At 71.5% G+C, this 12,160-nt stretch carries 14 protein-coding genes; 13 read left to right on the top strand and 1 reads right to left on the bottom strand.

Annotation, left to right across the window (positions count from 1 at the left end):
• Positions 1-105: 105 nt before the first annotated feature.
• Both AB5J50_RS13680 and AB5J50_RS13675 read left to right on the top strand, forming a co-directional pair.
• The gene (locus AB5J50_RS13680) at positions 106-693 is read left to right on the top strand and encodes an ArsR/SmtB family transcription factor (protein ID WP_369257912.1); all 588 of its coding nucleotides are present in this window, start codon (positions 106-108) and stop codon (positions 691-693) included.
• Between the two features lie 13 nt (positions 694-706).
• Positions 707-1,972, top strand: coding sequence for an MFS transporter (locus AB5J50_RS13675; RefSeq protein ID WP_369257910.1), 1,266 nt, complete (start codon positions 707-709; stop codon positions 1,970-1,972).
• Between the two features lie 9 nt (positions 1,973-1,981).
• On the opposite strand, the gene AB5J50_RS13670 is transcribed toward AB5J50_RS13675, so the two are convergent.
• Entirely contained in the window at positions 1,982-2,617 is a 636-nt protein-coding gene (locus AB5J50_RS13670) for a TIGR03085 family metal-binding protein (RefSeq protein WP_327428007.1), read from the bottom strand.
• A gap of 107 nt (positions 2,618-2,724) precedes the next feature.
• Here AB5J50_RS13670 and hisI point away from each other — a divergent pair, with 107 nt between their 5' ends.
• The 11 genes from hisI (at position 2,725) to lgt (ending at position 12,001) form a co-directional block, all read left to right on the top strand.
• Entirely contained in the window at positions 2,725-3,126 is a 402-nt protein-coding gene (gene hisI, locus AB5J50_RS13665; protein WP_327428006.1) for a phosphoribosyl-AMP cyclohydrolase, read from the top strand.
• Between the two features lie 11 nt (positions 3,127-3,137).
• Positions 3,138-4,616: an anthranilate synthase component I gene (locus tag AB5J50_RS13660; RefSeq protein ID WP_369257908.1), complete on the top strand. Its 1,479-nt coding sequence runs from the start codon at positions 3,138-3,140 to the stop codon at positions 4,614-4,616.
• A 96-nt stretch (positions 4,617-4,712) separates the two neighbouring features.
• Positions 4,713-5,366, top strand: a complete 654-nt coding sequence (locus AB5J50_RS13655) for a TIGR02234 family membrane protein (RefSeq protein WP_369257906.1) — start codon at positions 4,713-4,715, stop codon at positions 5,364-5,366.
• Positions 5,367-5,568: 202 nt separating this feature from the next.
• Positions 5,569-5,817, top strand: a complete 249-nt coding sequence (locus AB5J50_RS13650) for an HGxxPAAW family protein (protein ID WP_369257904.1) — start codon at positions 5,569-5,571, stop codon at positions 5,815-5,817.
• A 92-nt stretch (positions 5,818-5,909) separates the two neighbouring features.
• On the top strand, positions 5,910-6,425 hold the full coding sequence (locus AB5J50_RS13645) for a DUF2752 domain-containing protein (protein ID WP_369257902.1): 516 nt from the start codon (positions 5,910-5,912) through the stop codon (positions 6,423-6,425).
• A 166-nt stretch (positions 6,426-6,591) separates the two neighbouring features.
• Complete coding sequence (gene trpC / locus AB5J50_RS13640) at positions 6,592-7,401, top strand: indole-3-glycerol phosphate synthase TrpC (RefSeq protein WP_327428001.1); 810 nt, start codon at positions 6,592-6,594, stop codon at positions 7,399-7,401.
• A 166-nt stretch (positions 7,402-7,567) separates the two neighbouring features.
• Complete coding sequence (trpM, locus tag AB5J50_RS13635; protein ID WP_369265385.1) at positions 7,568-7,825, top strand: tryptophan biosynthesis modulator TrpM; 258 nt, start codon at positions 7,568-7,570, stop codon at positions 7,823-7,825.
• Between the two features lie 57 nt (positions 7,826-7,882).
• A complete protein-coding gene (gene trpB / locus AB5J50_RS13630) occupies positions 7,883-9,175 on the top strand; it encodes a tryptophan synthase subunit beta (RefSeq protein WP_327427999.1) in 1,293 nt (430 codons plus the stop codon).
• On the top strand, positions 9,172-9,987 hold the full coding sequence (trpA, locus tag AB5J50_RS13625; RefSeq protein WP_369257900.1) for a tryptophan synthase subunit alpha: 816 nt from the start codon (positions 9,172-9,174) through the stop codon (positions 9,985-9,987). The genes trpB and trpA overlap by 4 nt, the downstream gene beginning before the upstream one ends.
• A 145-nt stretch (positions 9,988-10,132) precedes the next feature.
• On the top strand, positions 10,133-10,909 hold the full coding sequence (locus AB5J50_RS13620; protein WP_369257898.1) for a DsbA family protein: 777 nt from the start codon (positions 10,133-10,135) through the stop codon (positions 10,907-10,909).
• A 111-nt stretch (positions 10,910-11,020) separates the two neighbouring features.
• Positions 11,021-12,001, top strand: a complete 981-nt coding sequence (gene lgt, locus AB5J50_RS13615) for a prolipoprotein diacylglyceryl transferase (protein WP_369257896.1) — start codon at positions 11,021-11,023, stop codon at positions 11,999-12,001.
• The last annotated feature ends 159 nt before the right edge of the window (positions 12,002-12,160 follow it).

Genomic DNA, 12,160 nt, shown 5'->3' with positions numbered 1-12,160 from the left:
TGAGCCCCGGTCACTGGGTGGCCGGGGCTCAGCCTTGGCCAGATGTGAAAGAGAAGTTGCGCAATTTTAGTTGCGCAACTTTTATTTCACATCTAGCGTGGAGTCATGGCAAGCAAGGAGAACCGCCGGATCACGGATGTGGGGACGCTCAAGGCGCTCGCCCATCCGCTGCGCATGAAGTTGTACCGGGCGCTGATCGTCGCGCGTGCCGCGACCGCGTCGCAGCTGGGCGAGCAGGTCGACGAGGCCCCCTCACTGGTCAGCTACCACCTGCGCAAGCTCGCCGAGCACGGGCTGATCGAAGAGGCCGAGGCACGCAGCGGGGACGGCCGTGAGCGGTGGTGGCAGCCCGCGTCCGACGGCATCAGCATCCACGACGAGGACTTCCGGGACGCCCCGGAGAGGGCTGCCGCGCATACGGCCGCCGCTCGGCTCTTCTTCGAACAGCGCAACGAGATGTACCGGCGCTTCCTCGACGAACGGGGCCACTGGGGTGCCGGGTGGAACGACGCGGTCCATGACTCCGAGACCCTGGTGAAGCTGACAGCCCCCGAACTGGCCCAGCTGAACAAGGACATGCAGGACCTGCTCAAGAAGTACGACGAGCAGGGGCGCGCCCGTGAGGCGGCCGGCGACACCCAAGGGCGCGAGCACGTCGCGCTGCACGTGTACGGCTTCCCGTTCCGACCCTGAGAGGACGCGCACCGTGACCACGACCGGCATATCCCCGGCCTCCGTCTCCGTCTCCGCCACCTCCGGCAAGCCCGCTCACCGCGACGGCAACGTACTGCGCTGGCTCGGTGCCTACACCTCGTCGATGATGGGCGACAACGTCTGCTACATCGCGTTGTCCTGGGCGGCCGTGCAGGCCGGAACACCCGCGCAGGCCGGGCTCGTGATGGCCGTGAGCGCCATACCGCGCGCCCTGCTGATGCTGGGCGGTGGAGTGGTCGCCGACCGGTTCGGGCCGCGGAAGGCCGTCATCGGCAGTGACGCCGTGCGCTGCGTCGCCGTCCTCACGCTGGCCGCGGTGCTGTTCGCGACCAGCCCGAGTCTGTGGCTGCTGGCCGTGCTCGCCACCGTCTTCGGCATCGTCGACGCGCTCTTCATGCCCGCCGTGGGCGCCCTCCCGGCCCGTGTCACGAGCCGCGACCAGCTCGCCAGGGTCCAGGGCATGCGGGGCCTCGCCATCCGCTTCGCCAACGTGGTCGGCGCCCCGCTCGGCGGCCTCGGAGTGGCGCTCGGGGGTTCGGCGGCGGCGTTCGGGCTCGCGGGGATGCTGATCGCCGTGTCGGTGCCGCTGCTGATCTCCGTACGCATGCGGGAACTGCCCGCGGACGACGCGCCGGACCAGACCGGCGGCACCGCCTGGCGGGACCTCCGTGACGGCCTGCGCTACCTCCGCGGCCACCGCGTCCTCGCCCCGCTCATCGTCGCCATCGCCCTCGGCGACCTCGGCTTCGTCGGGCCGCTGAACGTGGGGCTGACCCTGCTGGCCGACCGGCGCGGCTGGGGCGCCTCCGGGATGGGCTGGGTGGTCGCCGCGTTCGGGACCGGCGCGGGAGCCGCCGCCCTGCTGCTGACCCTGCGAGGACGCCTGCCGCGCGCGGGGAGCCTGGCCGCCGTGACCATCCTGGGCGGCTCGGTCGCCATCGGCGCCCTCGCCTTCGTGCCGAGCGTCGCCACGGCTGTCGGTGTCGCCCTCGTCCTCGGGCTGCTCGCGGGGCTCAGCGGCGCCCTGTGCGGCGCGCTGCTCCAGACCCAGGCGGACCCCGCCTACCTGGGCCGGGTCAGCGCCGTCGCCGGCCTTGTCAGCCTGGGCCTCGCCCCGCTCAGCATGCCGCTGACCGCCGCCGCGATCGGCTGGTGGGGCACCGGCCCCGTGTTCGTCACCAGCGCCGCGGTCTGCGGCCTCGGCGGGGTCCTCGCCCTGTGCGTCCGCGATCTGCGCCGCGCCGAGCTGCCCCGCTGAGCGGCCCGCTCAGAGGCCCAGCTGCTTCGTCTCGTTCAGCTTGGCGATCGCGTCCTTGTCGCCCTCCAGCTCCACGTCGGCCACCTTCTGCCGCCCGTACGCGAACAGCAGCAGCTCCGAGGGCTCGCCGGTCACCGTCACGACCGGCGTGCCCTTGTGCGCGACCGTCGTCTGCCCGTTCGGGCGGCGCAGCACGAGACCGGTCGGGGCGCCGCGGCCGGTCAGCCGGGCTGTGCGGTCCAGCAGCGACCACAGGGCGTCCTGGAAGACCGGGTCCAGCTCGCGCGGCGTCCAGTCGGGCTGGGCACGCCGTACGTCCTCGGTGTGGACGTAGAACTCGGTCGTGTTCGACGCCTCGTCGATCTGCTTCAGGGAGAAGGGCGAGAAGCGCGGCGGACCCGTACGGATCAGCTGGATCAGCTCCTCGTACGGCTTGTCCGCGAACTCCGCCATCACCCGCTCCAGGCGTGGCGCGAGCTGCTTGATCAGCAGCCCGCCGGCGGCGTCGGCGCGGCGCTCACGGACCACCACGTGCGCGGCGAGGTCCCTGGTGTTCCAGCCCTCGCACAGGGTCGGGGCGTCCGGGCCCACGGCTTCCAACAGATCGGCGAGGAGAAGTCGTTCACGCTTGGCATGGGTCGACATGAGCATCAGCCTACGACCGCCCCGCCGCTGCGCACAGTGGAGACCGGCGGGGTCCGGCCTGTGGACAACTGCGGGGCACGTCGGTGGGGCGCGGCACAATGGCACCCATGACCAGCACGCCTCCGCCCAGCAGGCCCAGCAGCCTGGACCCCGAGATCGCCGCGCGCCTCAAGCGCAGTGCCGACGGGCTCGTCCCCGCCATCGCCCAGCAGTACGACACCGGTGAGGTGCTCATGCTCGGCTGGATGGACGACGAGGCGCTGCATCGCACGCTCACCACCGGCCGCTGCACGTACTGGTCGCGCAGCCGCCAGGAGTACTGGGTCAAGGGCGACACCTCCGGCCACTTCCAGCACGTGAAGTCCGTGGCCCTGGACTGCGACGCCGACACCGTCCTGGTGAAGGTCGACCAGGTGGGCGCCGCCTGCCACACCGGCGCCCGCACCTGCTTCGACGCCGACGTGCTGCTCAAGGACGCCGATTCCGGCGTACCGTCACTGGATCAGTAAGGTCAGCCGCCATGGACCTCGAGACGTTCCGCAAGCTGGCCACCGATCGCCGCGTGATCCCCGTCAGCCGCAAGCTCCTCGCGGACGGCGACACGCCGGTCGCGCTCTACCGCAAGCTGGCCGCCGAGCGCCCCGGCACCTTCCTCCTGGAATCCGCCGAGAACGGCCGCTCCTGGTCCCGCTACTCCTTCGTGGGCGTCCGCTCCGCCGCGACCCTCACCGAACGGGACGGGCAGGCCCACTGGCTCGGCACCCCGCCCGTCGGCGTCCCCGTCGGCGGTGACCCGCTCGCCGCCCTGCGCGCCACCATCGAGGCGCTGCACACGCCGCAGGGCGAGGGACTGCCCCCGTTCACCGGCGGCATGGTCGGCTATCTCGGCTACGACATCGTGCGCCGCCTGGAGAAGATCGGCCCCGGCGAGCGCGACGACCTGAAGCTGCCCGAGCTGACCATGCTGCTCACCAGCGACCTCGCGGTCATGGACCACTGGGACGGCTCGGTCCAGCTGATCGCCAACGCGATCAACCACAACGACCTCGACACGGGCGTCGACGAGGCCTACGCGGACGCCGTCGCCCGCCTCGACGCCATGGAGGCCGACCTCTCGCGCGCGGTCTCGCAGCCCCCGGCCGCGCTGCCGCCCTCCGAGCTCCCCGAGTACACCGCGCTCTGGGGCGGCCCCGACTTCCAGGACGCCGTCGAGGACGTCAAAGAGCGCATCCGGGCGGGCGAGGCCTTCCAGGTCGTCCCCTCCCAGCGCTTCGAAACCCCGTGCACGGCAAGCGCGCTGGACGTGTACCGGGTGCTGAGGGCGACCAATCCCTCCCCGTACATGTACCTCTTCCGCTTCGAGGGCTTCGACGTCGTCGGCTCCTCCCCGGAGGCCCTGGTCAAGGTCGAGGACGGGCAGGCGATGGTGCACCCCATCGCGGGCACCCGGCCGCGCGGCGCCACCGTCCAGGAGGACCAGGCCCTCGCCGACGAGCTGATCGCCGACCCCAAGGAGCGCGCCGAGCACCTCATGCTCGTCGACCTCGGGCGCAACGACCTGGGACGGGTCTGCGAGCCGGGCTCCGTCGAGGTCGTCGACTTCATGTCCATCGAGCGGTACTCGCACGTGATGCACATCGTGTCCACGGTCACCGGGCGCGTCGCGGCGGGCCGTACGGCCTTCGACGTGCTGACGGCCTGCTTCCCGGCCGGCACCCTCTCCGGCGCCCCCAAGCCGCGCGCGATGCAGATCATCGACGAACTGGAGCCGTCCCGCAGGGGGCTGTACGGCGGCTGCGTCGGCTACCTCGACTTCGCGGGCGACTCCGACACCGCCATCGCCATCCGTACGGCCCTGCTGCGCGACGGCACCGCGTACGTCCAGGCGGGCGCCGGAATCGTCGCCGACTCGGACCCCGTAGCCGAGGACAACGAGTGCCGCAACAAGGCCGCGGCGGTCCTGCGCGCGGTCCACACGGCCAACCGGCTCGGGCAGTAGAACCCGGGAGAACCAGGGTCCGACGGTACGAGTCCGGGCAATAGGACGAGAGTCACGTGAACCCCGGGTGACGGTTCGCCCGGGGTTCAGGCGATAGTGGAGTACGTGACAGCTGTACCGCACCCCCGCCCCGAAGCCGCCGGACCCGCCCGGTCCGCCCGCCGCAGCCTTGGTATCGCCCTGCTCAGCGGCGCCCTCGGCGCGGCCGTGGCGCTGCTCTCCACCAGGCAGAGCTGGTCGGAGGGCACCGCGACGGTGGCCGGCGGCGACTTTCCGCTGACCGCCAAGGGCAGCGACGTCACGGGCGTGCCCGCGGCGCTCGCGATAGTGGGCCTCGCCGCGCTCGTCGCCGTCTTCGCCGTACGCCGCTCCGGGCGCTTCCTGGTCTCCGGGCTGCTCGCGCTCTCCGGCGCCGGCACGGTCGTCGCGGCCGTGCTCGGCGCGAGTGACAGCTCCGCGCTCGACGAGAAGGCCGCGGCCGCCTCCGGCAACACCGCCGCCACCGCGGACGCGCTCAGCCACACCGCCTGGCCGTACGTCGCGGCCGCGGGCGGCGCGCTGATCCTCCTCGCGGGGCTGCTCGCGCTGCGCTACGGACGGCTGTGGCCCGCGATGTCGGGCCGCTACGAGCGTGACGGCACACCCCGGCCGCGCAAGGCCAAGCCGGTCGACCCGGACCGCCCCGAGGACATCTGGAAGGCCCTCGACCGCGGCGAGGACCCGACCGGGCCTGATCCGGCCGGCACCTAGATCCGCCGGGGCCCGGATCCAGCGGCGGCTCAAGGGACTTAGGTCCCGCCGCCCGAAGGGTCCTCGGCCCCGGGACTTTCGTCGTGACTTGGCGGAATCGACGCGCGAGGGGGCACCCCCCGCTCACGGCGGACGTCGTTGTACGGGACAATGGACGAAGAGCGTCCGACTTACATACGCACACAGCAACGAGGAGCAAGTCATGGCGGGCAGCAGCCACGGTCACACCCCGGCCGCCTGGACCGGTGTCATCATCGCCTTCATCGGTTTCTGCGTCTCCGGTGCCTTCACGGTGATGGCCAGCCCGCTGGGCTTCTGTGCCGGCATGGTCATCGTCGCCCTGGGCGGTGTCGTCGGCCTGGCGATGCGCGCGGCGGGCCTGGGCCAGCCGAAGACCGCGCACGCGCAGCCCACGCGCGCGGTGCGCGAGGCCGTGGGCGTCGACGCCTGACCCCGTAGCGCTTCACGAGAGGCGGTCCCGGCACTTCTGCCGGGGCCGCCTCTCGCGTACGCGGCGAGCGCCTCCCGCGCGGGAAGGGCAGAATGCGTCGGGTGAACGCCGAAACCCAGAGGGTGACGCGGGCCGAGAGCCCGGGGACCACGGTCGGTGCTGGTGCTGGTGCTGGTGCTGGTGCTGGTGCCGACGCCGGTGTCGGTGCCGGTGATGTGCTGCGGCGCCTCGCCGTCCCCGGTGGGATCCTCGCGGCCGTCGTCGGCGCCTTCGCGTACGTCGGGGCCGTAGACCCGAACCAGCCCGGTCACTACCCCGTCTGCCCGCTGCTGCGCTTCACGGGCGTGTACTGCCCCGGCTGCGGCGGCCTGCGCGGCGCGTACGCCCTCGTGCACGGGGACTTCGCGGCGGCGCTCACCGACAACGCGCTCGCCGTCGCGGGATATCTCGTCTTCGCCGTGGTGTGGACCGTCTGGGTGGTCCGGTCGGTGCGCGGACGGCCGATGCGGATCGATCTCGGGCCGGTCCACCTGTGGAGCGTGGGCGCATTGGTGCTGGTCTTCACCGTTGTCCGGAACCTGCCGTCCGGCGGCTGGTTGCATCCTTGATCCATGGGCAAATGTCCAGGTAGTGGGACCGGCGTCAACCGGATGTGAGGCCTACGCCTTCCTCCGGATACCATCAGAGTGACCCGTCTTTACTGTCCGAGACGATGAACCCGGGTCAGCTGCTCAACCGCTTCAACTGTCCACCGCAGGGAAGGGGGCCGCTCGCGTGAGTGTGCTCGACGAGATCATCGACGGAGTCCGTGCCGACCTCGCGGAGCGGCAGGCGCGCGTCAGCCTCGACGAGCTCAAGGAGCGCGCGGCGAAGGCTCCGGCGGCCAAGGACGGCGTGGCCGCCCTGCGCGGCGAAGGCGTCAAGGTCATCTGCGAGGTCAAGCGCTCCAGCCCGTCCAAGGGTGCGCTCGCCGCGATCGCCGACCCGGCCGGGCTCGCCGCGGACTACGAGGCGGGCGGCGCGGCCGTCATCTCCGTCCTCACCGAGCAGCGCCGCTTCGGCGGCTCGCTCGCGGACCTGGAGGCCGTCCGCGCCCGCGTGGACATCCCGGTCCTCCGCAAGGACTTCATCGTCACGTCGTACCAGCTGTGGGAGGCCCGCGCGTACGGCGCCGACCTCGTGCTGCTCATCGTGGCCGCGCTCGACCAGGCCGCCCTGGAGTCCCTCATCGAGCGCGCCGAGTCCATCGGGCTCACGCCGATCGTCGAGGTGCACGACGAGGACGAGGTCGAGCGGGCGGTGGACGCGGGCGCCAAGATCATCGGTGTCAACGCGCGCGATCTGAAGACCCTCAAGGTCGACCGCACCACCTTCGAGCGCGTCGCCCCCGAGATCCCCGACAGCATCGTCAAGATCGCCGAGTCCGGTGTCCGCGGGCCGCACGACCTCATCGCGTACGCCAACGCCGGCGCCGACGCGGTTCTGGTGGGCGAGTCGCTGGTCACCGGCCGCGACCCGAAGACGGCGGTCGCCGACCTGGTGGCGGCGGGCGAGCACCCGGCGCTGCGGCACGGCCGGAGCTGACCCGCCGGTGCCCACCTCGCCCCACGCCTTCGCCGTTCACCGTCCGGGCCTGAGCCCCGACGGCGACCCGGCGCGCGTGGGGCCGGCCGCACCGGGCCATGGGGACTCGCACCCCGAGTCGGCCGCACCGCTGCCGGGCCACGGGGACTCGTACGGGCGCCCCTGCGTGCGCTCCGCCGCGCCGCTCCCCGTCGCTTCGACGGCCCGGAACCCCTACGCCCGCCTCGCCCGCGGCTGCCGGCCGCGCGGCTGCCGGGCGCCCGCACGACGTGTGCACGGGCGCCGGGTGCGGTACGTCATCGGTGACGAGCCCGGACAGGTGAACGGCATGCGATGGCGCCTCTTCAGGGGCGCGGGGCTGTATTTGATTTGCGGCTACCGCCGCGCGGGCGCGAGCAACTACAGCCGGCCCGCAGCCGGCTGACGACCCCGCCCCCACGGCGATCAGTGCATTTCCACACACTCACCGTGAGGTTTCCGCATGCCCAGCGAGTTCTTCATTCCCGACCCGGACGGTCAAGTTCCCAGCACCGAGGGGTACTTCGGCGCGTTCGGCGGCAAGTTCATCCCGGAGGCGCTGGTCGCCGCCGTGGACGAGGTCGCCGTCGAGTACGACAAGGCGAAAGCCGATCCCGAGTTCGCCCGCGAGCTCGACGACCTGCTCGTCCACTACACCGGGCGGCCGAGTTCACTCACCGAGGTGTCCCGGTTCGCCGAACACGCCGGTGGCGCCCGTATCTTCCTCAAGCGGGAAGACCTCAACCACACCGGATCCCACAAGATCAACAACGTGCTCGGCCAGGCCCTCCTCACCAAGAGGATGGGCAAGACCCGGGTCATCGCGGAGACCGGCGCCGGTCAGCACGGCGTCGCCACCGCCACCGCCTGCGCGCTCTTCGGCCTCGAATGCACCATCTACATGGGCGAGATCGACACCCAGCGCCAGGCCCTCAACGTGGCCCGGATGCGCATGCTCGGCGCCGAGGTCATCGCCGTGAAGTCGGGCAGCCGCACCCTCAAGGACGCCATCAACGAGGCCTTCCGGGACTGGGTCGCGAACGTCGATCACACCCACTACCTCTTCGGGACCGTCGCCGGCCCCCACCCCTTCCCCGCCATGGTGCGTGACTTCCACCGGGTCATCGGGGTCGAGGCCCGGCGGCAGATCCTGGAGCGCGCCGGACGTCTTCCCGACGCCGCCATCGCCTGCGTCGGCGGCGGCTCCAACGCCATCGGCCTCTTCCACGCCTTCATCCCCGACGCGGACGTACGCCTCATCGGCTGCGAGCCCGCCGGGCACGGCGTCGAGACCGGTGAGCACGCGGCCACGCTGACGGCCGGCGAGCCCGGCATCCTGCACGGGTCGCGGTCGTACGTCCTCCAGGACGAGGAGGGCCAGATCACCGAGCCCTACTCGATCTCGGCCGGACTCGACTACCCGGGCATCGGGCCCGAGCACTCCTACCTCAAGGACAGCGGCCGCGCCGAGTACCGCGCGGTCACCGACGACGCGGCCATGCAGGCACTGCGCCTGCTGTCGCGCACCGAGGGCATCATCCCGGCGATCGAGAGCGCCCACGCGCTCGCCGGAGCCCTGGAGGTCGGCAAGGAGCTCGGCAAGGACGGGCTGATCATCGTCAACCTGTCGGGCCGCGGCGACAAGGACATGGACACGGCCGCCCGCTACTTCGGCCTGTACGACAACGGCGTCGACGCCGTCGTCGCCGCGGACGCCGACAGCGAGAACGCCGAGATCGAGGGGGACGTGAAGTGAGCGGCAACATCCAGCTGTTGAGCGACACCCTCGCCGGCGCCAAGGCGGAAGGGCGGTCCGCGCTCATCGCGTACCTCCCGGCCGGGTTCCCGACCGTCGACGGCGGCATCGCGGCCATCAAGGCCGTCTTCGAGGGCGGCGCGGACATCGTCGAGGTCGGTCTGCCGCACAGCGACCCCGTCCTCGACGGCCCCGTCATCCAGACCGCCGACGACATCGCCCTGCGCGGCGGCGTCAAGATCGCCGATGTCATGCGGACGGTTCGCGAGGCGTTCGAGGCGACCGGCAAGCCCGTCCTCGTGATGACGTACTGGAACCCGATCGACCGCTACGGCGTCGAGCGCTTCACCGCCGAGCTCGCCGAGGCGGGCGGGGCGGGCTGCATCCTGCCCGACCTGCCCGTGCAGGAGTCGGCGCTGTGGAGGGAGCACGCCGAGAAGCACGGCCTCGCGACCGTCTTCGTCGTCGCGCCCAGCAGCAAGGACGCCCGGCTCGCCGAGATCACCGCGGCGGGCAGCGGGTTCGTGTACGCGGCCTCGCTGATGGGCGTCACGGGCACCAGGGAGTCGGTGGGGGCCCAGGCCCAGGACCTGGTGCGGCGCACCAAGGCTACCACCGAGCTGCCCGTCTGCGTCGGCCTCGGCGTCTCCAACGCCACTCAGGCCACCGAGGTGGCCGGCTTCGCCGACGGCGTGATCGTCGGCTCGGCGTTCGTGAAGCGGATGCTGGACGCACCGGACGAGGCGGCCGGCCTGGACGCCGTACGGGCGCTCGCGGGCGACCTGGCGAAGGGCGTGCGCGGAACGGCGTAACGCGACCGTCCGAGCAGGCACGTATCCGAGTAGGTACGTAAGTACACGTATCCGAGCGGGTACGTAACGGACAATCCACTCACCCGAACGGGTGGACCTGGGACCGGGGAGGCGCGCTGCGCCTCCCCGGTTCGTTCTGCCGGATGTGAGCGAGAAGAACCGTGACGGAAAGCGCACCGCCCGCGAGCGGCTGGCGGTCGAGCGAGAGAAGCAGAGGGCCGCGGAGAAGCGCCGGCGGGCGCTGATCGTGGGGGCGTCGGCGATCTGCGTCCTGGTCCTGGCCGTGGTGGTCGGCGTGCTGGCCGCCAACTCCGGCAAGGACAAGAAGAGCGACACGTCGGGCCCGGTCGTGTCGCCCTCGGGCGCGACCGGCAAGGACGCTCTAGCGATTCCCGTCGGCAAGGACAGCGCCAAGTCGACTCTCACGGTGTGGGAGGACTTCCGCTGCCCGGCCTGCCAGGCCTTCGAGACGATGTACCGCTCCACGATCCGCGAGCTGGTCGACGCCGGTCAGCTGAAGGTCGAGTACCACCTCGTCACCCTCATCGACGGGAACATGGGCGGCAGCGGCTCCCGCCACGCCGCCAACGCCGCGGCCTGCGCCCAGGACGCCGGGAAGTTCACCGCGTACCACGACGTGCTGTACGAGAACCAGCCCAAGGAGGCCGACGACGCCTTCGCGGACAACAGCAAGCTCATCCAGCTGGCGGGCAAGGTCGACGGCCTGGACACCCCCGCGTTCCGGACGTGCGTCAACGACGGTACGCACGACAGCTGGGTCGTGAAGTCGAACGCCGCCTTCCAGAGCGGCGGCTTCACCGGCACGCCGACCGTGCTGTTCGGCGGCAAGAACATCTACGCGGACCAGACGATGACCCCCGCCAAGCTGAAGCAGATGGTGGAGGCGGAGAACAAGGGCTGAGACCGCCTTGGTGCCCCCGGCCTGTGGCAGGCCGGGGGCACCGCACGTTATGGACCCGTTGCAGGGCTGCTTGCCGTCGGTGGCGTCCGGCACGGTAGCGTCGACCTTGCCATGGAACTTGCCTTCATTCCCAGCCCGTCGCGCGGTGTGCTGCACCTCGGCCCCATTCCGCTGCGCGGCTACGCGTTCTGCATCATCATCGGCGTCTTCGTAGCCGTCTGGCTCGGCAACAGGCGCTGGGTCGCCCGGGGCGGGCGGGCCGGCACGGTGGCCGACATCTCGGTCTGGGCCGTCCCCTTCGGCCTCGTCGGCGGCCGGCTCTACCACGTGATCACGGACTACGAGCTGTACTTCAGCGACGGCCGCGACTGGGTGGACGCCTTCAAGGTGTGGCAGGGCGGCCTCGGTATCTGGGGCGCGATCGCGTTCGGCGCGGTGGGCGCGTGGATCGGCTGCCGCCGCCGCGGCATCCCGCTTCCCGCCTACGCCGATGCCATCGCCCCCGGTATCGCCTTCGCGCAGGCGATCGGGCGCTGGGGCAACTGGTTCAACCAGGAGCTGTACGGCAAGGCGACGGACCTGCCCTGGGCGCTGCACATCACGTCCTCCACGGACGGGCGTGTGCCGGGCTACTACCACCCGACGTTCCTGTACGAGTCGCTGTGGTGCATCGGCGTCGGATTCCTCGTCATCTGGGCCGACCGCCGCTTCAAGCTGGGCCACGGTCGTGCGTTCGCCCTGTATGTCGCCGCGTACTGCGTGGGCCGGGGCTGGATCGAGTACATGCGCGTCGACGATGCCCACCACATCCTGGGCCTGCGTCTCAACGACTGGACCGCGATGGTGGTCTTCCTTCTCGCGGTGCTCTACATCGTCATCTCCTCGCGTCGGCGGCCTGGGCGGGAAGAGGTTGTGGAGCCGGGGGCGGGTGCCTCCGGCGGTGGCGACGGTGACAGTGCGGGCGCTTCCGGCGAGGGTGACGACTCGGGTGACGACGAGGCCGTCGACCTGGAGAAGTCGGCTGAGCCGGATGAGTCGGCTGACGCCGAGTCCACGGAGTCCGACGAGGCCGAGTCCGCCAAGAAGAGCTGAGTTCTTCGGTACGTCGAAGAGGGCGCCGCGTCCTGGAACGCGGCACCCTCTTTTTTCGCCCCCGCCGCCCCTACCCGTCCCATCCCGTTCCTGGGGGCTGCGCCCCCAGACCCCCCTGAATGCGTCTGCGGGTGGGTGGGGGCTGGGCGCGCAGTTCCC

Source organism: Streptomyces sp. R35 (genome assembly GCF_041053035.1).
Taxonomy (GTDB): domain Bacteria; phylum Actinomycetota; class Actinomycetes; order Streptomycetales; family Streptomycetaceae; genus Streptomyces; species Streptomyces lutosisoli.
The sequence above is the reverse complement of the archived record's forward strand: the minus strand, read 5'-3'. Positions and strand labels throughout refer to the sequence as shown.

Bases quoted from the DNA above. Each gene is read 5' to 3' on its own strand.
- lgt (WP_369257896.1), top strand. From the start codon at position 11,021: ATGGAACTTGCCTTCATTCCCAGCCCGTCGCGCGGTGTGCTGCACCTC.
- trpB (WP_327427999.1), top strand. From the start codon at position 7,883: ATGCCCAGCGAGTTCTTCATTCCCGACCCGGACGGTCAAGTTCCCAGC.
- hisI (WP_327428006.1), top strand. From the start codon at position 2,725: ATGACCAGCACGCCTCCGCCCAGCAGGCCCAGCAGCCTGGACCCCGAG.
- AB5J50_RS13670 (WP_327428007.1), bottom strand. From the start codon at position 2,617: ATGTCGACCCATGCCAAGCGTGAACGACTTCTCCTCGCCGATCTGTTG.
- AB5J50_RS13645 (WP_369257902.1), top strand. From the start codon at position 5,910: ATGCGTCGGGTGAACGCCGAAACCCAGAGGGTGACGCGGGCCGAGAGC.
- AB5J50_RS13660 (WP_369257908.1), top strand. From the start codon at position 3,138: ATGGACCTCGAGACGTTCCGCAAGCTGGCCACCGATCGCCGCGTGATC.
- AB5J50_RS13680 (WP_369257912.1), top strand. From the start codon at position 106: ATGGCAAGCAAGGAGAACCGCCGGATCACGGATGTGGGGACGCTCAAG.
- AB5J50_RS13650 (WP_369257904.1), top strand. From the start codon at position 5,569: ATGGCGGGCAGCAGCCACGGTCACACCCCGGCCGCCTGGACCGGTGTC.